Annotated in this window: 21 protein-coding genes; 17 read left to right on the top strand and 4 right to left on the bottom strand. The window is 52.9% G+C overall.

What is annotated here, in order from left to right; translation table 11 throughout:
- Positions 1–51: 51 nt before the first annotated feature.
- The 10 genes from R0137_RS14970 (at position 52) to R0137_RS14925 (ending at position 13940) form a co-directional block, all read left to right on the top strand.
- Entirely contained in the window at positions 52–1098 is a 1047-nt protein-coding gene (locus R0137_RS14970; RefSeq protein WP_407327203.1) for a PilN domain-containing protein, read from the top strand.
- Positions 1095–1661 (top strand): type II secretion system protein GspM, encoded by a 567-nt coding sequence (gspM, locus tag R0137_RS14965; protein ID WP_407327202.1) that lies wholly within the window; start codon positions 1095–1097, stop codon positions 1659–1661. The genes R0137_RS14970 and gspM overlap by 4 nt, the downstream gene beginning before the upstream one ends.
- Positions 1658–2353, top strand: coding sequence for a hypothetical protein (locus R0137_RS14960; protein WP_407327201.1), 696 nt, complete (start codon positions 1658–1660; stop codon positions 2351–2353). Before gspM ends, R0137_RS14960 begins: the two co-directional genes overlap by 4 nt.
- A 36-nt stretch (positions 2354–2389) precedes the next feature.
- Positions 2390–4756 carry a type II secretion system secretin GspD gene (gspD, locus tag R0137_RS14955; RefSeq protein WP_407327200.1) on the top strand — a complete coding sequence of 789 codons (2367 nt, stop codon included), beginning with the start codon at positions 2390–2392 and terminating at the stop codon, positions 4754–4756.
- Between the two features lie 294 nt (positions 4757–5050).
- Positions 5051–5476 carry a hypothetical protein gene (locus tag R0137_RS14950; protein ID WP_407327199.1) on the top strand — a complete coding sequence of 142 codons (426 nt, stop codon included), beginning with the start codon at positions 5051–5053 and terminating at the stop codon, positions 5474–5476.
- A gap of 97 nt (positions 5477–5573) precedes the next feature.
- A complete protein-coding gene (locus R0137_RS14945; RefSeq protein WP_407327198.1) occupies positions 5574–7133 on the top strand; it encodes a hypothetical protein in 1560 nt (519 codons plus the stop codon).
- A gap of 222 nt (positions 7134–7355) precedes the next feature.
- Positions 7356–8252 carry a peptidylprolyl isomerase gene (locus R0137_RS14940; RefSeq protein ID WP_407327197.1) on the top strand — a complete coding sequence of 299 codons (897 nt, stop codon included), beginning with the start codon at positions 7356–7358 and terminating at the stop codon, positions 8250–8252.
- A 4-nt stretch (positions 8253–8256) separates the two neighbouring features.
- Positions 8257–12087, top strand: a complete 3831-nt coding sequence (locus R0137_RS14935; protein ID WP_407327196.1) for a glycosyltransferase — start codon at positions 8257–8259, stop codon at positions 12085–12087.
- Complete coding sequence (locus R0137_RS14930; protein ID WP_407327195.1) at positions 12087–13154, top strand: acyltransferase family protein; 1068 nt, start codon at positions 12087–12089, stop codon at positions 13152–13154. Before R0137_RS14935 ends, R0137_RS14930 begins: the two co-directional genes overlap by 1 nt.
- Complete coding sequence (locus R0137_RS14925; RefSeq protein WP_407327194.1) at positions 13155–13940, top strand: hypothetical protein; 786 nt, start codon at positions 13155–13157, stop codon at positions 13938–13940.
- Between the two features lie 13 nt (positions 13941–13953).
- Here the strand turns inward: R0137_RS14925 and R0137_RS14920 are convergent, their stop codons facing one another.
- Positions 13954–14658: a hypothetical protein gene (locus R0137_RS14920; RefSeq protein ID WP_407327193.1), complete on the bottom strand. Its 705-nt coding sequence runs from the start codon at positions 14656–14658 to the stop codon at positions 13954–13956.
- Between the two features lie 45 nt (positions 14659–14703).
- Positions 14704–15666 (bottom strand): hypothetical protein, encoded by a 963-nt coding sequence (locus tag R0137_RS14915; RefSeq protein WP_407327192.1) that lies wholly within the window; start codon positions 15664–15666, stop codon positions 14704–14706.
- Between the two features lie 164 nt (positions 15667–15830).
- Between R0137_RS14915 and R0137_RS14910 the strand changes: the two genes are divergently transcribed.
- From R0137_RS14910 to R0137_RS14900, 3 genes are all read left to right on the top strand, one after another.
- Positions 15831–16685: a hypothetical protein gene (locus tag R0137_RS14910; protein ID WP_407327191.1), complete on the top strand. Its 855-nt coding sequence runs from the start codon at positions 15831–15833 to the stop codon at positions 16683–16685.
- Positions 16682–17506 (top strand): hypothetical protein, encoded by an 825-nt coding sequence (locus R0137_RS14905; protein ID WP_407327190.1) that lies wholly within the window; start codon positions 16682–16684, stop codon positions 17504–17506. Before R0137_RS14910 ends, R0137_RS14905 begins: the two co-directional genes overlap by 4 nt.
- Before the next feature lie 106 nt (positions 17507–17612).
- Complete coding sequence (locus tag R0137_RS14900; RefSeq protein ID WP_407327189.1) at positions 17613–19193, top strand: hypothetical protein; 1581 nt, start codon at positions 17613–17615, stop codon at positions 19191–19193.
- Between the two features lie 6 nt (positions 19194–19199).
- Here R0137_RS14900 and R0137_RS14895 read toward each other — a convergent pair whose 3' ends face one another.
- Entirely contained in the window at positions 19200–19904 is a 705-nt protein-coding gene (locus R0137_RS14895) for a sulfotransferase family protein (protein WP_407327188.1), read from the bottom strand.
- A gap of 39 nt (positions 19905–19943) precedes the next feature.
- Here R0137_RS14895 and R0137_RS14890 point away from each other — a divergent pair, with 39 nt between their 5' ends.
- Positions 19944–21209 (top strand): AmpG family muropeptide MFS transporter, encoded by a 1266-nt coding sequence (locus R0137_RS14890; protein ID WP_407327187.1) that lies wholly within the window; start codon positions 19944–19946, stop codon positions 21207–21209.
- Positions 21210–21261: 52 nt separating this feature from the next.
- Here the strand turns inward: R0137_RS14890 and R0137_RS14885 are convergent, their stop codons facing one another.
- A complete protein-coding gene (locus R0137_RS14885) occupies positions 21262–21585 on the bottom strand; it encodes an MGMT family protein (RefSeq protein ID WP_407327186.1) in 324 nt (107 codons plus the stop codon).
- 110 nt (positions 21586–21695) lie between these two features.
- Here R0137_RS14885 and R0137_RS14880 point away from each other — a divergent pair, with 110 nt between their 5' ends.
- From R0137_RS14880 to groL, 3 genes are all read left to right on the top strand, one after another.
- On the top strand, positions 21696–22067 hold the full coding sequence (locus R0137_RS14880; RefSeq protein ID WP_407327185.1) for an FxsA family protein: 372 nt from the start codon (positions 21696–21698) through the stop codon (positions 22065–22067).
- A gap of 194 nt (positions 22068–22261) precedes the next feature.
- Positions 22262–22552 carry a co-chaperone GroES gene (gene groES, locus R0137_RS14875; protein ID WP_407327184.1) on the top strand — a complete coding sequence of 97 codons (291 nt, stop codon included), beginning with the start codon at positions 22262–22264 and terminating at the stop codon, positions 22550–22552.
- A gap of 64 nt (positions 22553–22616) precedes the next feature.
- A complete protein-coding gene (gene groL / locus R0137_RS14870) occupies positions 22617–24266 on the top strand; it encodes a chaperonin GroEL (RefSeq protein WP_407327183.1) in 1650 nt (549 codons plus the stop codon).
- Positions 24267–24564: the final 298 nt, after the last annotated feature.

Genomic DNA, 24564 nt, shown 5'->3' with positions numbered 1-24564 from the left:
ACGGCACTCAGTATCCAATTTAGGTAACAGGTGTAGAGAGAACGTATCAAGGTGGCAGTGCAAAATAGTCAATGGATGCTCTTCGGCATCGATATGCGTCACATCGGGCAGCAATGGCTGTCCGCTTGGCGTGAGCTGCTATTTTCCACGACGTCGCCGATTCGCCAACGCCTAGATGAGCCGGTACAGCTCCACACCGGAGATGAGGTACAGCTTTTTCAGGGTGGCTTGCCTCAGTCGAATGTGGCTCAGAGTGCCGCGACTTGTGATGCCTATTTGCTTGATGACGCTCTTGTGCTTAGTCGTTCTTTGAGTATTCCCATCGCGGCCGAATCAGAGCTTCCTTCGGTCTTATCTATGGAGGTTGCTGCTGCCAGTCCCTTTAAGTCTGACGACACGGTGTTTGGCTGGCGTGAGACTGGCCGTGATGCCCAATTGATTCATGTGTCTATGGCTATAGCCTCACACTCTGCAGTTGATCGGTGGAAGCGTGATCAAGCGGCGGCGGAACAGTTGCCCGATGCGGTCAATGCTGAACTTTGGGCTGAAGCCGATGGCGCGTTTGTTACTTTGCAAGGCTTCGGCGAAGGACAGCGGGAGGCTTTGTATCGTCGGCGTCTGATGCGAGCAGGCTTGCTGGTAGGCTCTATTTTGGTCTTGGTGCTGGTGTCGGCAGCGGTGTTTGCCGTCCAGCAGAGAATCTCTTTCAACAGATTTGAGTACATGCAGTCCAGGATTCAGAATGAGTCTCAGGCGGTTTCGGAGATGCGGGCGACGATGGTTGATGCCAACGAAACTATTCGTGCGGCGAATGAGCTTGTCTCCGGCTATCCAAACCCCCACATAGAGATCGCCCGGCTTACGGAGCTCCTTTCGGACGAAGTACACATCATGCATTTCGCCATGCGTGGTCGCGAACTGCGGGTACGTGGCAGAGCCCGCGATGCTGCAGTCGTCATGCAGACTCTTGCGCAAACGCCGGCGTTCTCCAGTGTCACCGCTCCACAGGCGATAACGGCGGTGGGTAATACCGGACTTGAACAGTTTCACCTCGATATTGAAGTTGAACCCCCAATCGAGGGCGGGCCGGGATCATGAACTGGATTCGTCTTCATCGACGCACGGCGCTATTCGTTGGTTTAACACTACTTTTGCCGGCGTTTTTCTACCTAAAGACGGTGTTTGGTTTGATTGGTGTGGGTTTAGAGTATGCGGGAGATCGCGGGCGCATAGAGCCGCGCGTCGCTCGCCTTAAAGGCCTACTGCAAAACGAGGCTGAGCTTGCAAAGCAGAGCCAGCTTGCAGAAGGACGGCTGTTGGAAGTCGCGTTTCCAGCCAACGAGGATCCTTCGGCCTTGGCCGCAAGGCTACAGGCCGACATCAGGCAGATCATGTCGGAGGCCGGGATGTCCGTGAGCAACAGTCAAGTCATGCCGGTGCGTCAGGGTGAGTACTTTGACCAGGTGGCAGTGAAGCTGACGACTGCGGGCTCCCTTACTGCACTCGATGCAGCATTGATTGGTATTGCTGCATATCGCCCGCAGCTGCTGATCGAGTCCCTCGATACGTTTCCAGCGCGCCCGAATGCACGTAAGAACTCGGGTGATTCACAGTCCGTTACCGCTGTTATGCAGTTGATGGTGCTGAGGGTGTTGCCGTGAACGTCCTTGAGATGGCGCGTAGTCGCTATTCAGTACAGGTGGAACCGCAGCGTTCGGAGCGGCGGCTCGAGTTAATTGTCCTCGCTTTAATTCTGGTCATCGGTTTGCAGGTTGTTTGGTGGTTCCTAGCGCATACGAGCAACGTGCAGGTGAAGGCGGTCGCGCCGGCAGGAGATAGCCTGCGGGTAATGGACGCGAGAGCCCCCGGATCGATCACAGCTCCTCAAAGTTTACAACTTCAAGCCAGGCCTATTTTTTGGGCGTCGCGACGACCCAATGCAAATGCGGTAGCTCAGCAGCCCGTTGCGGGCTCGACGGGTAAAGCCGCGCGGCGCCTCGAGGGTCTGCAGGTGGCGGGCGCGGTTGGGGCCGGGGATCAAGGTAAGGCGATAGTGATTTATAAAGATAAACTCATGCGTCTCGGTATTGGTGACAGGGTCGCAGGTTGGAGCTTGCAATCTGTGTCTCTGGATCAAGTGGTATTTGTGAGCGCAGGCTTACGCGACGTACGGCGACTCACACCCATGCCGGTGGTCGCTGCGCAAAAGGCAGCGCCTGCTCAGACTAAGCAGGCGGCAAGCGATGTGGTCAGGGCTGCGCCGCAGGCGGCAAAAGCGGCTGTCCCTAGTAATACTGCAAAGACAGCACAGAAAAACAACAAAACGGAAAGCAAGCTCACCCTGGGTGGGTAATCGCTTATCTCACGATCATTGGGAATAACGTAGACCATGAAAGATACAGTTGAGAGTTCTCCGCAGATGACCCGGGCACGACTGGCATCGTTTACAGCGCTTTGTGTTGTGCTGAGTACTGTGCTGACCGGTTGTGCGTCTCAGGATTTACAGCAGATGGCGCGTTCAGAAACGGTGCTCCTAGGAGAGCCAGGAGCGGTAGAGGGGCGTCCTGAACCCGTAACACCGCCTGAGTCTGCTTCCGGATCCCCTCTGGCTGTATCAGCGCAGGAGTTAGCCGACAAGCAATCGGAGTCTCGGGCCGAACCTGTTCTTTATAGAGGTACCGATCAGCAGGTACGCCTTCCGGAGCCTCAGCAAACAGTTAAGTTCATTGGCGATGACGTGAGTCTGAACTTTGAGCAGGCTCCTCTCGATGAGGTAGTGCACGCGGTTGTAGGCGATATTCTGCAACTGGACTACATAGTCGATCGGCCCATTCAAGGCAAAGTTACTCTACGTACGCGCACGCCGATCCCACGGGCTGAACTCCTCGTGGTACTCGAGTCGCTGCTGAAGGCACATGACGCCTTGATGATTCGTGGAGATGACGGTCGCTATCTCATTACCGGCTCGCAGCAGGCGATGAACCTTCGTCCGGATGTCACCAGCGCAGAAGATATAGCGGCCGGTTATTCGACGATGGTCATCCCTCTGCAATTTATTAGTGCGAAGGCTATGGCTCGCATTCTTGAGCCCTTGGCTGACGAGGATGCTTTTGTACGAGTCGATAACACTCGAGCGCTGCTGATGATGGCGGGTACGCGGGAGCAACTGAGTGGCTGGCTCGAAATCGTAAGCACCTTCGATGTTGATCTTTTGGCGGGAATGTCCGTCGGTATGTTTCCGCTTGAGAATAGCAGCGTAAACGAGACCTTGGCAGCCGTCGAGACCTTGATGGATGCAGCGGGAGGCGAGGGCGGAGACATTACGGGGATTGTGCGAGTGCTGCCCATGGAGCGACTCAATAGCATTCTTGTGGTCACTCCTAGAGCGCATTACCTTGATCGCGTCGGTAACTGGATTGAGCGGATTGATGTTGACCCCAATGCGCGTTTTGAAAAACGCCTTTACGTTTATCCAGTACAAAACACCACTGCAACGCGCTTGGCGGAGTTGCTAAATTCCATTTACTCCGGCGCAACTACTGGGTCGGGCTCTAGTGGTCTGCAAGGCTCATCGAGAACTCCAGGAGATCAAGCGGCTGTAGCTCCGGGGATGTCCCCCGAATCTATTGGTGGAGGTTCTTCGGGTCTAGGTGGATCTGGTAGCGGTTCCGGCAGTGGCTCTTCGCTGGGTTCGGGCTTGGGAACCTCTGGTTCCGCGTCGAGCAGCAACTACTCCTCAAGTGGCGGAGCAGGATCTGGCCAGGGCGCTCGTGCGGCGGCTGCGGCAATGACTTCCGTCAGTATGGGCGGCATGGGTAATAGCGTAGGTATGAATCGACTGGCTGACGTCCGCGTCGTCGCCGATGAAGAAAACAACGCCTTGATGATTTATGCCGATGGCAAGCAGTACAACATTGTTAAAGATGCTCTGAAGCAGCTGGATGTTGTTGCGACTCAGGTGATCATTGAAGCGAGCATTATGGAAGTGCAGCTCATCGACGAGTTGCGCTACGGGCTTGAGTGGACGTTTAAGAACGGTCTGGGTAGCAATTATGACGGGCTGGGTACTTTAGCGGCTGGAGCGGCAGGGCCGGCGGCGGCAGCTGGCTTCTCCTACACGGTGACAAACTCGCTCGGTGATATCTCCGCTGTGCTGAACGCGCTCAGCGAAGAATCGCTGATAAACGTTATTTCGAGTCCGTCGGTCATGGTTTTAGATAACCATACGGCCTTTATATCGGTAGGTGATCAAGTGCCCGTGCTTCAGGGACAAACCATTACTAATGGTGGTAACTCGGTGCAGAACATCACCTACCGCGACACGGGTGTGCAATTGTCTGTAAAACCGTCAGTTAACGCAGGCGGCTTGGTTACGATGGATATTGAGCAGTCGGTGATTGATGTGGGCTCTATTGACTCCGCGACAGGCCAGCGAGCGTTTCTCGACCGCACGATTAACAGCCGCGTGGCGGTGCGCTCCTCCGAGTCCGTCGTTCTCGGGGGATTGATTCGTGAGAATTCAAGCCTGGGTGACTCTGGTGTTCCCATTCTTCGCGAGATTCCGCTGGTGGGAAGCCTGTTTGGCACGACAACCACCGATAGTCGTCGCACGGAACTGCTGGTGATTATCACCCCGAGAGCTCTTTACAACGAAGAAGAGCTGCGAGCGGTGAGTGATGAGATGCGCGAACAGGTGCGTTTTATGGAATTAGTGCGTGATCCGCCTCGTTCTGGGGTCATGACGTATAAAAAATGATGGTATTTTTCCCAATCAACGAATGAAAATTAGTGGGAATAAACCTCGAAGTTAATCGCCTGTAAGGCTCTAAGTGACTGAAAATACGCAGATATCGAGTGAGTATTCATGGGTTTCGCGCTGTATTTCGGTCACTATCCAGGGGGGGGGGAGGTGTCAGGAAATTTTACATTTGAGTGCGAGTAGAAGTACCCATTTTGGTCAAGGCCTATCACTCAGTCTAACCTTTGATGTGGTTCACAGTAGTATCATTTCTAAATTAAACACATACTTATCAGTTAGTTAGGAGACTTTATGGGTGCTCTAGAACGCTTGGGCGTTTTAATATTGCTTGTTTTGCTTAGCGGTTGCGTTGGGTTGCAGAAGATGACCGACGAGTCCCAGGCACGCTTGCTCGAGCGTGCTGAAGCGCGCCGGATCGCTCTAGAGGATCGCGACTGGAGCACCGCTTACGAATACACGTCCCCTGCATACAAAGAGATTTTTAGCAGAGAAATGTACGAGCGGAAGTTTTCTTACATGGTGGAATGGGAGTTGACTTCGGTCGATTTCGTTAACTATGATGCGCGGGCAGCTGTAGCGAGTGTGGCGATCGGGGTCATGTCCCGACCCGTCAAACAAACTTCAGCGGCCTCAGTAGCAATAGGCGCAGTACCAACAAAAGTTGTAGAGCAGTGGATACTGCTAGACGGCGAGTGGTGGTACAGTGCCAACTTGTAAGCGTGGCAGCGGGTTGAAAGCTGGCTGCAGCTAGCGAAAAAAAGCGCTAGCACAATCTATGAATTGTGAAAACTGAAGACATTAGGAGTCTCCAATCATGAAACAAGTATTTAAGCCTCTTGGCATCGCCACTGCAGTAGCTGCTGCTTCTGCTGGTTATGTCAACGTAGCAAACGCACAGATGGTTGCGAACAACGCACTGGGCGACCTTGCACTCGTACCGTACTACACCGTCAATGGCGAGTGGATTACCGGCATTCACATCGTTAACACAAGCGAGCAGACACAAGTTGTTAAGTTCCGCTTCCGTCGCGCTGCAGACTCTTTGGACGCACTCGACTTTAACGTTGTAATGTCACCTAACGACGTCTATGCAGGATTCCTGTCTGACGACGAGAACGGCAACATCGTATGGTCTGCTAACGACACTACCTGTACTGTTCCTGCAACTACCGGTGGCAAGCTCACTATGCCTTCAATCTATCGCGAAGGCGCAGAGACAGGATACGTAGAAATCATTGGTATGGGTGCTCCCACTACCGAGACTCTGCCTATCGCTGTTGCAGCTCTACACAGCACAGACGCTACTTTGACTCCAGAGAACTGCGAAGCTGTTCGTTCAAACTTCTTTGCTAACGGCGACACTGGCACTCGTGGCGTAGTCGACTTTGAGACCTCTAAGCAGTCAGCAGTAGCTACTTCGACTAAAGCTGCGGTGAAGGCGGGTGGTGAAAACACCTACGTAGATACTGGTGACGTGTTGAAGGTGTCTTACTTCATTCGCGACAATGAGTCTGGCGTAGAGTTTGGCGACAACGCTGTTCACATCCAGGGTTTCCTTACACAGCCTTCAATCTCCAACCAGCAGTTTGGTTGGTTGTCTGGTGATCTCGACGGGTTTGACTTCCCGGATCTCGATGGTGGTGTACCGAACGGTGGTGAGCGTGCGCGCTTCGATCTGCTACGTGCCAACACCGTTCTGGGTGTGGGTCAGTTGAACAACGAGTGGACAGCTAATCCTTCAAACGGTGCTGCTTTGGATTGGGTGATCACTATGCCCGGTCAGTACACTATGTTCGATACTCCTCGTTACGTATTGGCGCTGCAAGATGCTGCTGATGGTGAGACTGCTGCTCCAGAAATCACTTGCACACGCTCTAACGGCTGTGACTTCCGTGACATTCCTGCGACAGTACGGTTCCGTGCTTACAACCGTGAAGAGTTAACCTCTACTCCTGAGTCAGGTGAGTTGACTGTGTCTCCGGCTCTACCAGGTACAATTCCCACTGCTTCCTTGGCAAAAGAAACCAACGTTATTACGTTTGGTGGCAACAGTGTGCTGGGTGTAAGCGATCTAAACGTAGACGCTGACTTGGTTCAGAACTTTGGTTGGGTCCGTTTGGGCGTAACTAGCGCTTCTGGTGACCAGGCTATCTGTAACTGGAATGACGCTAACGACACAGTGGGTGGCTCGCAGGCTGCACAATCTGTGTTGCTGTCTCTGATGGATTGCGGCAACGGTACCTCAACAGCTGCAACCGGTGCGGTCCCAATGGTTGGTTTCGCCGCTTGGGCTCGTAGTGTTGCTGCTAACCCTGATGCGAGCTACGGCCGTATCGTGGCGCACAGCTTCAGCAGCTCTTCTACGATCAACTAAGGTTGATCATGGAGGTTGGCTAAGGGTCGTCTGACCCGAGGCCCTTCCAAATTAGGCCGGCGTTCCGATGGGAGCGCCGGTTTTTTTTTACCAATGCAGTGGGCTGTGAAAGCTGCAGCTGCCTTTGGATTTGGCCTTGTCCCTTCTAAGACGGTTCTCGAGGCACAAGGCACTACAGTAGCTGAATTCTTGGTTTTACATTCTCGGAGATTAGGTTTCAACATGAGTGGTTTTCTTAATAAATTCTGTTTTGCTGTCATCGTTTTGATTATGGCCTCCACTACTTCTATTGCAGAAGTTGTTGTAAGGGACGGCGACATCGAAATCACACGAGAAGAGTTTGAGGCGGCTCTTACAATGATGCCCGGCTCGATGCTCAATGCCGCTTCCAATGATCTCGGCGAGCGCTACGAATTGATAAACAACATGATGCAAGTCCGCAAACTCGCGGCACGAGCTGATAAATTGTCCAGCGATACGCCGGGCTACTGGGAAGCACAGTTCCAGATTCTTGCCATTAAACGTGAACTCGCCTACCAGATGGAGCTCGGTAAAAAGACAGTTCCACGACCGCAGCAGTTGGCTAGGGAGTATTACGAAACTCAAAAGGACAAGTACGCGAAGAAGCCGGAGACTCGTCTTTCTAGCCACATTCTTCTAGCGTCCGCTCCGGGTTTGCCCAGAGAAGAGGTTCGCGCCAAAGCCCAAGACATTCTGGATGAACTGAGAGCAGGAGCCGACTTCGAAGCGCTCGTGCAGGAGTATTCTGCAGATCCGGGCAGTAAAAGCCGAGGAGGGGCAATCCCTACATGGATGAGGTTTGGCGACCCAGGCTTCTCTCCTCCCTATTCTGAAGCGCTTTTCACTATCGAAAAAGTTGGCGACTATGCCGAAATCACTGACTCTCAGTTTGGTATTCACATCATAAGACTGGATGGAGTGCGTGAAGGAGGCTATTACCCATTTGAAGATGTAAAACAAAAAATATTTGCTGATATAGTTGCCGAGTATCGAAGGCTTGCAACGAGCGAGATTAACTCCCGCTACGATTTAACCGACGAAGCATACATTGACGGCCCAGCAATGCAGGAACTTTTCGAGCAACGCAAAAAGCAGTAAAAAAGTGGTGTTTGGCCTGGACAATAACCGTGAGGGGGCTGTACTAGCGATTATCGGTATGCACCGATCGGGCACGTCGCTTGTTGCGCATGCCTGCGCAGCAGCAGGTATTAGCGCCGGTCCCGACGAGGAGTTATTGTCTGCACAAGCCGATAACCCCGATGGATTCTATGAGAACCGTCGACTTGTCGAGCTGAACGATTCGATGATCTCAAATGCTGGAGGAGAGTGGTACTCGCCTCCAGTTGCACTTAGTGCTGAATCAGGCTGTCTGGAAGCTCAGACAGAGCTGCTTGGACATCTCTCCGATGGTGGCAACGCGGGACAGTTCCTGCTCAAAGATCCAAGACTATGCCTCACCTGGCCCCTCTGGGAGCCTTTGGCTAAAGACTCAACCCTACTGTTTGTTTACCGATCACCATTGGCTGTAGCCCGATCGCTGGCACGACGTCATGGATTCCCGCTGCAGCTCGGATTGGCTTTGTGGGAGCTTTATAACCGCAGAGCTTTGGTACTGCTTGACGAAGAAACTGTCACCGTAAGCTATGACGAAATCGCCAGTGGAGAGTCAACGCTTGGCAGTCTTGTAACGCAGCTACAGGAGGCTGGCTTCGACTGTGATCCAGCGAAGGCTGAGTCGATATTCAACGCTGATCTACGCCACTTCGAAACATTGGGCGACGATCCAGACCTACAGCTTTTGAGCGACTCGCAGCAACGCCTGCATGATCACTGCGCTACCCTATGTGCGGGTACCTTAAGTGAGCTATCAGGACTGGATTCTGAGTCTCTACTTCTCGCCCGTATCGAAGATTTAGCATCGTCGCTTAAACCCCTAGCCAGAGTGTTTGAGACTGCGCAAGAGCGGGATGTCGCTCAAGCGTTGGTGCAGGAGCATCTCAGCGAGCGAGATCAAGCTCTGGCGGCACTGTCGCGTCTCGAAAGTGACTATGAGGCATTAGCGACTGCCCACAAGAGTGAGCAGAAGCTACATACACAAGCCGCTAAAACGCTGGAGAACCTTACCCAAGAGCATACGGAGCTAGCGCAAGCGCATGAAACTGAAAAGCAATTGCACTTGGTGGCGGGTTCGACCCTTGAAAGCCTAACAACTGAGCATGATGCGCTTGCCATTGCGCATGAGAACGAACAAGCGCTTCACGCCAAAGCTGCTCAGGCGCTGGAAAATCTTGTTGCAGACCATGAAGCCCTCGCGGCAGCGCACGAGAAAGAGGTCGACGCACACCGTAAGCTACACGCCTTGCACGAAGAACTGCATAGCGAGTTCGACGAGCGAGGCGAACTTCAGGCGCAGCTGTATGAGCAAATTGCTGATCAGGAAGCTGAATTTGCAGCGCTGACCTCCAAACATGACGATTTACTCGCTGCTCAGGAAGTCCTTCGCGCTGCGCACGAAGAACTTGAAAGACAGCGTCAGGCTTTGGATGACAAGACCGAGTATCTATTTGAGCTCCTGACAGACACTCACCATACTTTGCTTAGCTTCGAGCTTTCGCTCATGGCTCGCTTCCAGCGCTACACGCGTAAGTTTTACCGCTTGTTCACGGGCCAGAGGGGCAAGAATAGCGCCTACGAAGATCTCCTTGAGCAAGCTCATCGCCACTTTGATGAGTTTGGTATGGAGAAGCCGACGCCGAGACCCACAAAGCTTGGAATGGCTGGCGATGTCGTGCGGTATGTCCGCCAAAACCCAGCCGGGTCGCTACGCAGTTTTAGTTGGACTCGTTTTCGTCGCGCAGCGTCGGTTTTCTTTGGCAGTTCCTCCGAGGATTTGGCTGTCTGGGTGAATGCTCGATTTCCTGACGCCGAAGATAGCTCGCAGGCCTTTGATCCTGACTCCTTAAGTGCCGACCTGAATCTGCTGGAACTCGACTTCGTAGCTTCAGAGAAGCCCGTGGTTTCAATCGTTGTTCCCGTTTACAACGACTATCGAGTGACGATCAATTGCCTGAAGTCGGTGCATCAGTTTTCTCAGGATGTTGAATATGAGGTGATTATCGCTGACGACTCGTCGACGGATCTCACGGCCACGATCGCCGAACGCATGCGCGGTGTCGTGGTTTCGAAAACGACGGAAAATCTGCGGTTTCTAAAGAACTGTAACCAGGCTGCAGCGCACGCGCGTGGTGAGTTCATCGTGTTTCTCAACAATGATACCGCGGTCACTGAGGGGTGGTTGTCCTCGCTGCTTGTGCCGTTTGATGACCCCAACGTTGGTATCACGGGTCCGATGCTCCTGTTTGCCGACGGCGTCCTGCAGGAGGCGGGCGGCATTATTTGGAATGATGCCTCGGGCTGGAACTTTGGCCGTGCAGATGATCGTGAAAAGCCCGCTTATAACTATTTGCGCGATGTAGATTACGTTTCTGGTGCCTGCCTGGCGATACGCAGTGACCTTTGGAAGCAGCTAGGTGGTTTTGACGAACGATTCGCACCCGCGTACTACGAAGATGCCGACATCTGTTTTTCAGCGCGCGAAGCCGGCTACCGTGTTTTGTATCAACCTGACAGTGTGGTGTACCACTTTGAGGGCGTCAGCAACGGAACCGACTTAAACGCGGGGGTGAAACAGCATCAGGTAACGAACCAAGCCGTTTTTCGAGACAAGTGGCAGCAGGTTTTGGACGACTCACACTTTGCGAACGCGGAGCACGTGGTTCATGCTAGAGATCGCTCTGCGGACAAGCCCTGTGTTTTGGTGATTGATCATTATGTTCCCCACCACGACAAAGATGCGGGTGGGCGTTCCACATACATGTACATTCAGTTGCTACTTTCTCTCGGTTGCCGCGTGCAGTTGATGGGCGCTAACTTTTTTCCTCATCAGCCATATACCAAGGCTCTACAAGCTATGGGTGTAGAGGCGTTGGTGGGGGAGAGTATAGCTAGGCATCTCGATGAATGGCTCGCAGAGCACGCGCCCTACATTGATGAGATATTCCTCCATCGGCCGCATATTGCGGAGCAAATGCTGCCGCACCTGGAGCGAATGTCGCCGCGACCTACCATCAGTTTTTTTGGGCACGATCTTCACTATTTGCGGATCGCTCGGGAGGCCGCCCTTAAAGCTGACGATGGGTTGCGCCGTGACTCCGAATCCTGGCGAAAGCGCGAGTTGGCCGTCTGCGAGAGAGCCGATCGTGTTTACTACTTTTCTCAAGTTGAGATCGATGCTCTTTCGGAACTGGTACCAGTCTCCAAGCTGCGGCGTATTCCCCTCTATACTATGGAGATCGAACAGCTTCCCGATTACGCGCCTTCTGCACCCGCAGAGCTTTTGTTTGTGGGAGGCTACAATCACCCGCCGAATGTAGATGCCGCGAGGTGGCTTGTAGACGAGATACTGCCGGTGGTGCTTGAATCAGTGCCCGATGCACGACTTCACCTGGTGGGGTCTAATCCGCCTGGTGACGTACTTTCTCTTGCTAGCGATAATGTGATCGTTCACGGGTACGTCAGCGACAATACGTTAGATGAGCTTTACCGCCAGGTGGGCGTGGTAGTCGTGCCCTTGCGTTATGGTGCGGGCATCAAGGGCAAAATCATAGAAGCAATAGCAAACCATGTGCCGGTGGTGACTACGGACATCGGTGTCGAGGGAATTCCTGACAGCGACACCGTCATGTGGGTAGAGAACAGTGCATCGGCTATTGCTGAGAGGCTTGTCTCTCTGTTGCTGGATCGCGAAGAAAAGGGGCCGAAGCTTAAAAAGCATGAAGAGTGGCTTCATCGTTACTTCGATCAAGAGTGTGCCGCCGCCGAGCTACGCGCTGACATCCCCAAGCTTGGCTCGCTAAAGGGTCGTATACCCTAGTGAACGCTACCACACATGACACGACCCTTCTTAGCGACTTCGATGGCAGCCGAAGAAATAACTTTACTGCATTACGGATTTTGTTCGCTTGGCTTGTACTGTTTGGTCATAGTTTCCCTATCACCGGTCATGGTGAGCTGAATCCTCTGCGCGAATTCTTTGAGAGGTCCACGTGGATAGGGGAGATAGCGGTAAGCGGCTTTTTCGCGATCAGTGGCTTTTTGGTGGCGGCGAGCTTTGTACGTAGAGGGATGGTGGACTACTGCATTTCACGCGTTTTGCGCATTTACCCGGCATTGATTGTCTGCGTGTGTCTCTCAGTTGTGGTCCTCGGGGCTTCTCTTACGACGCTGGAGCGATCGGCGTATTTCTCTGATCCCCGTACCTGGAATTACTTCTGGAACACCACCGCGATGTTCCCTATGAGTTTCCGTCTTCCTGGTGTTTTTGACTCACTGCCGCGACCAGGCATTAATGGGTCTCTGTGGACTCTGCCGGTCGAAGTCTCCTGTTATATCCTTTTGATGTTTGTGGGCGCGACCGGTTTGCTTCGCTGGCGCACTCTCGCGAACCTTGCCGGGGTGGCGCTACTATTATTCTCCATCAACTACTTCGGCGACATACCGCTAGTAGGCCGAATAGAAAAGTGGGCCGAGCCATGTGTGTACTTTCTTCTTGGGGTAGGTTGCTACATCAATAGAGTGTCGATTCCACTGAGTGTGGCCCTTGCTGTTGTGGCCGGAGGTCTTGCTTACGCGGCGCTAGGCGAGCCGTGGTTTCCTTATGTGTTTCCCCCGGCCTTTGTGTATCTAATATTTTTTGCGGCCTATCGCAGTCCCTACCTGGACTTGGACCGTTGGCTAGGCGATCCGTCTTATGGGATATACATCTATGCTTGGCCTGTACAGCAAACGATCGTCTATTTCTTTCCAGAGCAGGGGCCTTACTTCAATACAGCGCTCGCAACCATCGTCGTTGTATTACTCGCCCTTATGTCCTGGCATTTTTTGGAAAAGCCCGCGCTCGGACTGAAGCGACGTTGGCTTAAGAATTCTACCGGGGGATAAATGCATTATTTAATTGCAGGGCTGGCGAAATCCGGCACGACACGTTTGTTCAGCCAACTTAAAGGAGCTTTGGACCAATCACCTGAGACACTTCAGACCTTTTTTGAGCCGGACACGGATGAGGCTCTCAAAGATGTTCTGAGCCAAGATGGCTCCACTCTCACCAAAGTTCTTATTGGAAGAGTAAGTAAAGAGAACGCTGTTCTTGAGCAATTTGACAGTCATGTGCTGATTTATCGTGACCCGCGTGATCAATTCATCAGCATGTTGTTATACCTGTTTTACGACTTCCAGGTCAGTGGCGATGCAGAGGCCTACGCGAAAGCCCGGCAGGCGCTAAAAGCCAAGGTGGAGTCTCCGTCCACCGTGTCGACGATTGAACTCTACAACACGCTCGCTACTCTCGTAGGCCGAGGGCCGATCGGCGTCTTCAAGCGTTTACATGCCATACAGCGAGAGTACGAAGACGCGTTTAGCCCCTTTATGTTGTGCTATGAAGACTTGTTGCAAGGTAAGAACCTATCCGAGCTGAGCACTTATACGGGACTGGCTCTTGAGGGCGATGCTGAAGTACCTGCAGAGTACACCCGAGTGGCTCGGTCCCGTGGATTTGGCGAATGGCGTTCATGGCTTAACGCCGAAGATCTTGAATTCATCGACCGAGAGTGGGGAGAAAACATTAGCTATCTTGGTTATGCGCTGGAACCTGAGGCTAAGGTTCTGGAGATCAATCCACAAACCTCTTTGGACTATGTCGCGCAGTTCGATCCTACTGGTGGTTCTTAAAACAGCTAAATTGTTAGCGGGCCTCTTTTAACCGCTGCGTGCGCATAGCGATTGCACGCTTGTAGAGCGCTATATCTTTCGCGTGAACGGTTTCAATGGCGCTTCGAAGCGGCTCGCTTACTACGTAGTCGCTATCGTCTCGCTCAATATCTAGATCCGGGTTTCTGTTCAGTTCTTTCTGTACAGCGGTAGCTTGAAGGATAAGGCGTCCAAAGTCTTCGAGTTCGCTCGTGAAGTGCTCAGTGATACCGATAAAAGCAAATCGCTCAAGGGGAAAGCCCCACAAAAAAATACTATAGATGTTGCGCAGCTCTTTGCACCGGACAAACTCTTCGAGCGTCCAGTCTTCTTCTATCATCCGTTGATGTAGCGGCCCCGACTGCCCCGGTTGATAGCTACGCTTCCAATAGTGGTAATGGGAGACCAAGCGCTGGACCGGGTCTCGCAGCCAGGTAACAAAACGCATGTTCGTTTGTGGTTTCGCGAACCGATAATTCAGTGGCAGAAAGTGACCGTGTATGCAGCTAAGTTCACCGTCTGAGCTTTTGGCGCCGCGGTTTCGCAAACTACTGACACTCGCGTCAAAATTTCGTGACCAAGCACTTCGATGTAAGGGTTTGTCTTCGTAACGGAGTTTGAGCGCATCGCCATAATGAGCGGCGAGGGTGGCTTGAAAGCTTGATCCCGCCGTCTTCGGCATATGTACCGAAATCAGCATGGGGGAGTCCCGCGACCGCAGGTTCGCTTAAAACCTTCAGACAAGCTATCGGCCCGCTGTTGCATCAGCGACCTCCAGAAGTTTTAGCAATGTGGAATACATGGTTTCGAACTGTATGTCTCGGATTGGTAACCCCGGATGCGTCGGGAAATTAGAGTAGTCAAAGAGCTGATGTTCTCCGAAGTAGGTTGAAGCAACCTCGGTATCTGAATCACGACTGCTCTCCACGAGATCACTGACTATCTCAGGGGGTAGTGTGAACTTAGGTGCAGGGAAGAGCGCATTGAGTTTCGGAAGCACAGGGTAGATTTGCAATTGTGGCGGCATGTTCGCTGGCTTTCTGCGATTCAATTCACACTTAAATAGAGTGACTACGCTGTTTAGCGACGGATTGCTGGGCGCATTTCGCAGGCGAAAGTGCGCTACGGGTACTCTCAAAACAGAGGTTGCAAAATCTTCCACAACGTTCGATGACCTGTAGCGCCTCACCACGAGCTGATTGGGAAAAAATTCGCTCCAGTTCTCGAGGAAGCTCGCGTAATGGTTACCCGCCTGATACACGTCTCTGTAGAAATCCTGGAGGGACCCTGTGTACTGTGTAGCATGCACCCGTTGTGCGTAGGACGATGCTAGGTACTCGAGTTGGCTACGTAGATACACCACAATCTGCGCCTGGTAGTCCTTAAATCCCGCACGTACCATATTTGGCTTGCTGTTTTGGAAGCCTTCGGAGCTGATCACTGCGGTGCTATCTGCGTCATGCAGTGCAAGTTCATTCTTTAGGGACTTAAATGGCTTAAGCTGACGGTAGTCATCTACACCCTCGAGCTGGTGGGCATTGCGAGGTTGAAACGGGCGCGCGAATTCGTGATGTGCATCTTTAATACGACCAGACTGAGGGACCACATACCCAAGTTGGCCAAGGCTTTCGCGATTGTCCTGCAAAAAATTCTGAATCGCGGTTGTACCCGTCTTATGTCGACCTATGTGAATAAGAACTTTGCGCATGGTGGGGCAGTATCGCTGGGTACGCCGGTTATCGTAAAATTGGAGAATACCAGCCTCGGGTGAAGTACTACAGAACTCCGCCCACCGGCTTAGACAGTAGTTTGACCATATCAGTGTGAGTTTTCGCTGATGCCCACTTCTCACTTAGCGTTTGGACCCAGTCAATGCGTCACATCATTCTTCACGGTCATATTTTCAAGAATGCCGGGTCGACATTTGACTGGAGCTTGAATCGCAACTTCGGAGAGGGGTTTCTGGATCATCGGGACAATCGCGCGATGCGCCAGCAACGGGCAAAACATCTGGCAACGGTGGTTTCCAGTACGCCTGGTTTAACTGCGCTCTCCAGCCACCATCTTTGCTATCCGCTGCCTCAGCCGCCCGAGGTAACCTTTCATACGGCTTACCTGTTACGCCATCCCATCGAACGTATCCAATCGGTCTATGCCTTTGAACGAAAACAGGACGCTGATACTCCGGGCGCCGTTGCCGCCAAAGAAAAGAATTTTGCCCAATATGTAGCGTGGCGGATGCAGGAGGAGATTCCCCGTACGATTCGAGACTATCAGACAAGTTATGTTGCTGGATTCCACACCAGACACGTAAAGGCCACGGCCCCTGCTGATTGGTTGCAGCGTGCACTGCACCATTTAGAGTTTTTGGACTGTGTGGGAGTGGTCGACCGTTATGACGAGAGCATGGTGGTTTTTGAGCGCTATCTCGAGCCATTTTTCCCCGACATCGATCTGGCCTATGTTCGTCAAAACGTGACTCAGCGGGATATCGCGAGCGACGCAATTGATACGCGTGTGCACAACACACTGGATAAGCTGGGCGATCTAGCAGCCGAGGTACTAAGTCGAAATAGCTATGACCTCGCGCTGTACCGACAGGCGAATCAGAAATTGGATGAAGCCATTGCAAGGATCGATGATTTTGACCGTCGTCTTGCCAAGTTCCGAAAGCGCTGCAAACGCATCAATGTAGGATCGGTCCTCGAGCGGATTGGTCTCCAATGAGTAAGGATCAAGTGCGCCCAATCCTTCTGCACGCTCACTTGTTTAAGAATGCCGGCACTACCCTTGATTGGAGTCTCGAGCGGAGTTTTTCTGCAGGATTTTGTGATCATCGTGACGACGCCAATATGCGCGGTAATCCAGAGTATCTGGCCAAGTTTCTTAGGGACAATTCGGGGTTACGAGCACTTTCAAGTCACTGGCTACCCTTCCCTTTACCCTCGTTGAGTGGAGCAGTGCTGCGCCCCCTCGTGCTACTTCGACATCCCATAGAGCGCATATTATCGGTTTACGAATTTGAACGCCGTCAGGCAGTAGATCATCCAGGAACGCAAAGGGCCCGAGATGGAGATCTTCAAAGCTATGTGCGCTGGCGGCTTGAGGAGCGTACTGGGCCGGTTATCCGAAATTACCAGACGCGTATGCTGTCAGGAACCTATCCGGGTGAGGGTGATCAGCAGCAATTTGAGCGCGCGAAACAGCTTTTAGACAGCCTACCTGCTGTCGGCATTGTTGAACGATACAGTGAGAGTGTCGTGCTCTTCGAGCAGGCGTTGAAAGAGGAATTTCCCGAGATCGACCTTGCCTTTCGGCGGCAGAACGTTCGCGATGCGGGCGATCGACGGACTCCTGAAGAACGTCGCGAAGCCGTTGAGCAAAACCTGGGTGAGCTTTTAGATTCCGTGAGAGAGGCGAACAGCTTGGATCTGACCCTTTATGAGCTAGCGTGTGAACGGTTTGATGCTGACTGGCAAGGTCTCAACAACGCGGAAGCCCTGTTGGACAAGCTGGATAGCCGCTGCCAGCGCTTGGGAGCTTCCTAGCTTGTCACTGCTCCGAAGGGTGTTCCGCGGAAGATTTAGGCCGCCAGAGTTTGTAATCGCAGCACACTACTTTTCCGACGGATGGCCGTTGGATTCATTGCAGGTCATGCGCTCGTCGTTTGTTCGTAGTGAGTTAACACAACTGCGAAGAGACGGATTTAATACGATTATCGTTGTGGTGCCATGGCGTAGTTTCCAGTCAAGTCAGACACCCGTCACTTATGATGAGTTTTATGAACGTCAGTTACGGCTGGTGCTTCGCGAGGCCCAGCGTGTAGGACTCGCTGTTTTGCTACGTGTGGCATACACACACCAGGTTATGATGGCGCCTTCCCTGAATGGCTTTCGGTGGGCCCAGGCGCTTCTCACAGACCCTGTCATTGAACAGGCATGGTTGGACTATTTTGCGCAGATCTCACGAATCTGTCAGGACTATAAGTGCTGCATCGGTGGTTTTATTTCGTGGGAAGAGCTATGGCATGCCTTCAGGGTTTGGCAGGAGCAGAAGGGAGATGCCAACATTGCGGCTGCGAAAGCGTCGGGTTATTTGGATTATCTCGACGCGCAGGGTATTGCGCACGAGGGTTGCATACCCTCAAAACAAAGCCCGGCACATGGCGACTACTTAGCGTTCGCAAATGCGCGGATGGCGCAGATGTTCGGGCTTGCTCGATCACAGTGGTCCGATCTCGGAGTCGAGTATCGCGTGGATAAAGACCCTGTGCCCACGGACGGGGGCATACATTGGCGGGATAACGAGCCGTTTCTGGATTGGGAGCCCAACCGGTATTCCTACTGGGCACCTTTTATGGGTGCAGAAAATATCGGTGAGGAATTGAGTGCCGAGCAGGCTGAAGTCTTACTCCGATATATGCTTGAGACTACCAGTGAGGGAGGCCTTCTTCCGGGGCAAATCGTAGAGCAGTTCAATTTTATTGATAACACGCAGAAATACCTGGGCACACACGCCAAAATCGCCGACGATCAAGTCACTGAGTTTTTATCATTAGCCTCGCCGCTATTGCGAAAGTACGCCGGTGGATATGGTCTGTGGGCGAGCCGCGACTATCGTATGAGCATACTCTACAACGGAGCACTTCTGGACGCCGCTAGAGGGTGGACGCTGTCGGAACTGTCTCGAGTCCGAAAGGCAGGCGGCGTGCGATTGATGCAGGGGGGCCGTTTAGCGCAGCGGATTGAGCCACGAGTCACCTGGGTTCAGCGTAACCACACGACTCAAGAAGTGTTCTTGGAGCTTGAGTTCCTGCGCTGGCGAGGCTTTGGCGTATCTAACCTGCGTGTACGACTCAATAACGGCGCCTGGGCCAGCTGCGAGGTGCAAGCAAAGGGCAGGTTAGTGGCTCGAGTCGCAGCAGATTTAGAAGATGTTTTCGATAATGGCATCGACTTTGAAATCGAGAATCTCGGGCGTGCGCTGACAATCACTCGGGTATTCCTGTACTACGAAACCTACACCGCGGGTGTCAGAGATCTCGATGCCAATCCCGGCCCCTTATTGGAAACAATTCAGCACTTCAATTCACAGCTCGCGAACTATGAAGGGCCCACCGAGGACGAAGGGCAGGTAGATGGGCAGGAGAATGGAGCTGAGATAGAAGTAAACGAGGAAGAGTCACAGGCTGAGGATTCTGATAAAGGTCGCGCCGAGGCTGCCATTAAGAGGTGACTAAAATCAGAAATACTGTGCAGCATAGGGAGTTTCCTCAATCAACGAGAGTGACTTTTCCAGAGTTTTGAGTACTCGCAGTCTGTCAGCTGGTTTGATTTGTGTGATTTTTCGCGGATTCATATCTAGTAGAGGTCGTTTTTGCACGCCGTCGACAGCGTGTGCTTCAATGGCACTTGTGTAGTCCACGTCCTGCAGTGAAGGTAGCCACTCTGCCAGAGTTTTAAAGACGAATTGGGGGTCGGCCACCATGTCCTCGTAGTACAGCACTTGACTGCTCGATTGTTCTTCGCGCGTTTTAAGATGCAACCCTAACCAATAGGTCCAACGCTCAGCCGCGGCTTCCCATGACATGCCATTGCGGCGATGTAAGGCCTCGCAGATCGCAAGGGGGTCGCGCATGAGAAGGATAAATTCCGTGGGCTGGAAGCGTTCTAGAATCGCGTCGACGCGGCATAGGTGCGGGGGGCTTTTCTCCAAAAGCACGGGTTTTTCGGAATCCCAGTAGTGATGCCAGGTGGTAGATATCAAGTCCCAATCAAAGGTGGTGCTTGGGTCCCAGGGGTTGTCGCGCATCATGTTGCGTAACTCGGGAAGCTTTTGCCCCTCGTCAGGTAAGGCCGATACCTGCGATGATGTCTTGAGTAACTGCCACAGTACAGTCGATCCGCTGTATGGAGGCGATAAAATAAAAAGGTATGTGTGGTTCATGACAACATTTTTAGATTTCCTTGATTCGTATTATCACCGATGACGACAGGCAGTGTCCTACAGCAAATACTTTCTCGGCGCATGCTCATTTGCGTGTTTACCGGGCTTTCTTCGGGCATGCCGTTGTATGTGCTGGTACAGCTGCTTCCGGCTTGGCTCCATGATGCGGGTGTATCCCTTGCCGATATCGGGCTATTTGCCTTAGTCGGGATTCCCTACAACTGGAAGTTTCTCTGGGCGCCACTTATGGATCGCTATGTACCTCTCGCCCTTGGGCGGCGCCGGGCGTGGATGCTCGTTTTTCAGGTGGCGCTGTTAGTGGGCATCGGTGCCATGGGGATGATCAATCCTGCGGTAAGTACCTCAAGTGTCGCAGTCCTGGCGTTCATTGTCGCGTTTTTCAGTGCGAGTCAGGATGTAGCAATCGACGCCTATCGACGAGAGCTGCTTCCTGACGGAGAGCTCGGCCTCGGTAACGCAGTGCATGTGCAGGCCTATCGAATAGCCAGCCTGGTGCCAGGTAGCCTTTCTTTGATTTTGGCGGATCTGCTTCCCTGGAGCAGCGTTTTTTGGATTACTGGGGCTTTCATGTCCGTCGGTATTCTGATGACGCTGTTTGTGCGGGAACCGGAATCACGCCTTCCCAAGGCTTCAGGCATTCGGGAAACACTGACAGCCCCCTTCATGGAATACATAGGTCGTAAAGGCTGGCGCGCGCTATTGGTCGTTTTGGCGTTCCTGGTGCTCTACAAGATTGGAGATAATATGGCGACGGCCTTATCGACGCCGTTTTATCTGGATATCGGATTTACTAAGACAGAGATTGGCTTGGTCGCCAAGAATGCAGCTCTTTGGCCTGCAATCATCGGGGGTTTGCTGGGTGGCGTGCTGATGCTAAAGCTCGGGATTAACCGCGCGTTGTGGATGTTCGGCTTGGTACAGGTTGTTTCTATCTTAGGGTTCGCGGTACTTGCTTACTATGGGCCAGAGCTTTGGTTGCTGGCGAGTGTGATTGCCTTTGAGTATCTGGGTGTCGGCATGGGCACTGCCGCATTCACCGCGTTCATAGCGCGTGAAACGAGTCCATTGTTTGCCGCGACACAGTTTTCTCTGTTTACCGCGCTAGCCGCGATTCCTCGGACTTTTGCTAACGCGAGTACCGGGTTTTTGGTCGAGTATTTTGATTGGGTGACGTTCTTTTTATTGTGCGCCGTCGTGGCTCTACCCGGTTTGTTACTGCTTCCCTGGGTAGCTCCTTGGGCGGACGCACCGGAACTAGAGGCTGAAACTGAGACAGATGCTTAAGCGACGGTGATTGACTTGTTTCTGTTTCTAATCCATGGGCGTTGGTCAGTCACTACCAACGATAGCGTTTTAGTACGGACACGCCCCCAGATCTAAGGAGCACGCCTTCGTCCGCAAGCAGCCTACGCTGTCGATCAGCCCCGTTTCTGCCCGGGGGCAAGGAGCTCTTACCACTAGCGTTCACTACACGGTACCAAGGCACGGCGCTGCCATGGGGTAGCTTTCGTAGCGCGGCTCCTACCCGCCTGGCGGCTCCTGGAAGTCCCGCACGCTCGGCTATATCGCCATAGGTCGACAGTTTGCCGGCGGGGATCGCACATACGGTTAGCCAGATGCGTTGATCCAGATCGGTATCCATGGGGTGTTTTTTCGTCATGGGACAATTGTACGTGACGGGTGCGCTTCTCTTGCAAACGCTTTGGGAGCCCCCATACTTGAATAATGAGATGGTTTTTTCTGCTGCTTCCGTGGATGGAGCTTTTTACATTGATTCAGCTTGGATCGCGCATCGGCGCAGTCCAGGCGATGTTCTATGTACTGGCGACGTTTGTGCTCGGTTTAGCTATTTTGCGAGCCCAGGGTATGGAGATCGTGAATAAACTCCGCGCTGCTCAGGGTGGGGGCGCAGTGTTACCCCAGCAACTCCTCGCCGATGAACTTGCCCTGGGCTTGGCAGGACTCTTGTTGATCGTTCCAGGCCTGATAACTGACGTTGTAGCTGTGTTAGTGCTGTTCGGGCCCCTCCGGCGTAAACTTTTTGCGGCTCTGGGCGGCAGCACGCAGCATTCTGCTCATCAGTCACGCCCCGGCGACCCCATTGAGGGGGAGTTTCGTCGATTAGACGATGATGATTTGTAAGCTACTGTAATTAAGGCATTTTTCGCCAGCAGCGGGGCTTTCTGGGAGCGTGTACCGCAAGGCTCGCTAAAATAATTAGCACTCTAGGCAAAAGAGTGCCAAAAACCTCTTGAAATCCCACTGATACACCCCATAACACAGTCAGTCCCCCGCTTCGGGGTCCCGTAAAGTTGATTGATTGGAGATTTGAAGCAATGAAGATCCGTCCGCTGTATGACCGTGTGGTCATTCGTCGTAACGAAGAAGAACAAACCACGGCCGGTGGCATCCTTCTGCCCGGTTCCGCCAAAGAAAAGCCAAATCAGGGTGAAGTTGTCGCTGTAGGTGATGGCAAAGCGCTGGATAGCGGTGAGGTTCGTCCTCTCGCAGTGAAGGTGGGTGACACAGTCGTATTCGGTCAGTATGCCGGCAGCAACACTATCGAAGTTGAAGGCGAAGAGCTGATCATCATGGGTGAGAGCGAAATCTACGCAGTCGTAGAGTAAGCCGGATAGACAAAGCCCGTAACCCAAGACATTCAATTTTTAGAAAGACTTAAAGGAACAAATCATGGCAGCTAAAGACGTATTTTTTGCTGACGAAGCCCGCCAACGCATGTTGGCAGGCGTAAACATTCTGGCAGACGCTGTAAAGGCGACGCTCGGACCCAAGGGTCGTAACGTTATCCTCGAGAAGTCCTTCGGTGCGCCGACTGTGACTAAAGACGGTGTTTCCGTTGCGAAAGAAATCGAACTCAAAGATCGCTTCGAGAATATGGGCGCTCAGATGGTAAAAGAAGTCGCGTCTCAGGCTTCTGATGTTGCCGGCGACGGAACAACCACAGCGACCGTACTGGCTCAATCGATTGTCAATGAAGGCCTCAAGTCCGTTGCAGCGGGCATGAATCCTATGGACCTGAAGCGCGGTATCGATAAAGCCGTAGCTGCAGCTGTAGAGCAGGTTCAGGCTGCTGCGATTCCTTGTGAAGACAACAAGGCGATTGCGCAGGTAGGTACTATCTCCGCCAACTCTGACTCTGCGGTTGGCGAAATCATCGCCGATGCGATGGATAAGGTGGGTAAAGAAGGTGTCATCACCGTCGAAGAGGGCTCTGGCCTCGAGAACGAGCTGGATGTTGTTGAAGGTATGCAGTTTGATCGCGGTTACCTGTCTCCTTACTTCATCACCAATCAGGACAGCATGAGCGTTGATACCGACAGCCCATTCATTCTGCTTGTTGATAAGAAGATCTCTAACATTCGCGAGTTGCTGCCTCTGCTGGAGCAGGTAGCCAAGGCTTCCAAGCCATTGGTTATCGTTGCAGAAGACGTAGAAGGCGAAGCACTGGCTACTTTGGTTGTTAACAATATGCGCGGCATCGTGAAAGTCGCTGCTTGTAAGGCTCCAGGCTTTGGCGATCGTCGTAAAGCTATGCTGCAGGACATAGCTATTCTCACCGGTGCAACTGTTATTTCAGAAGAAGTTGGTCTGGACCTGGAAGCCGCGACTCTTGAGCACCTGGGTAATGCCAAGCGATTCACCATGGACAAGGACAACAGCACAATCATCGACGGTGCCGGCGAAGCTGCTGCTATCGAAGCGCGTGTGAAAGAGATCCGTGTACAGATCGAAAACACTTCTTCTGATTACGATCGTGAGAAGCTGCAAGAGCGCGTAGCCAAGTTGGCTGGCGGTGTTGCGGTAATCAAGGTTGGCGCTGCCACCGAGATCGAAATGAAAGAGAAGAAAGCTCGAGTTGAAGATGCGCTTCACGCAACCCGCGCGGCCGTTGAAGAGGGCGTAGTATCTGGTGGTGGTGTTGCACTGATCCGCGCTATCTCTGCGATCACTGATCTTAAGGGCGATAACGAGGACCAAAACCACGGTATCGCGGCTGCGCTGCGTGCTATGGAAGCACCTCTGCGCCAGATTGTTGGCAACGCCGGTGACGAAGCCTCTGTTGTCCTCGATAAAGTTCGCCAGAGCGAAGGTAACTTCGGCTACAACGCTGCAAGCGGCGAGTACGGCGATATGATCGAGATGGGCATTCTTGACCCAGCGAAGGTGACTCGCGCTGCTCTGCAGGCGGCGGGTTCCGTAGCAGGACTCATGATCACCACTGAAGTGATGATTGCCGACGCACCTGACGACAGCGCGCCTGCTGGCGGTGGCGGTATGCCTGATATGGGTGGCATGGGCGGTATGGGCGGCATGATGTAAGCCAGCTTCCCAAGCGCGTAATCAAAGCCCGGTCTGTTCGCAGCCCGGGCTTTTTTGTGCCCGCGCGTTGCTTTCGTACCAATTCGCGAGCAATCCCGGCATTGCCAATCTCGCTGCTGTCGCTTCTACGCTTCGATCGACAACGCCGTGCTTGCTCGCTTCGTCCGAGGGCACTGCTTCAGCCGGTGCGTGGGTAGTGCTTACGCAGCAATCAGGAGCGCTTGCGCGACGCGGAGTAAGCGCTGCGCTCGTGCAGGCTGACTATCAGAGTAATTTTGCTTGACACAAAAAAAGCCGC

Origin of the sequence: Congregibacter brevis (assembly GCF_045689245.1) — a bacterium.
Classification (GTDB): domain Bacteria; phylum Pseudomonadota; class Gammaproteobacteria; order Pseudomonadales; family Halieaceae; genus Congregibacter; species Congregibacter brevis.
Note: the sequence above shows the minus strand (reverse complement) of the source record. Positions and strands in the feature narration are given on the sequence as shown.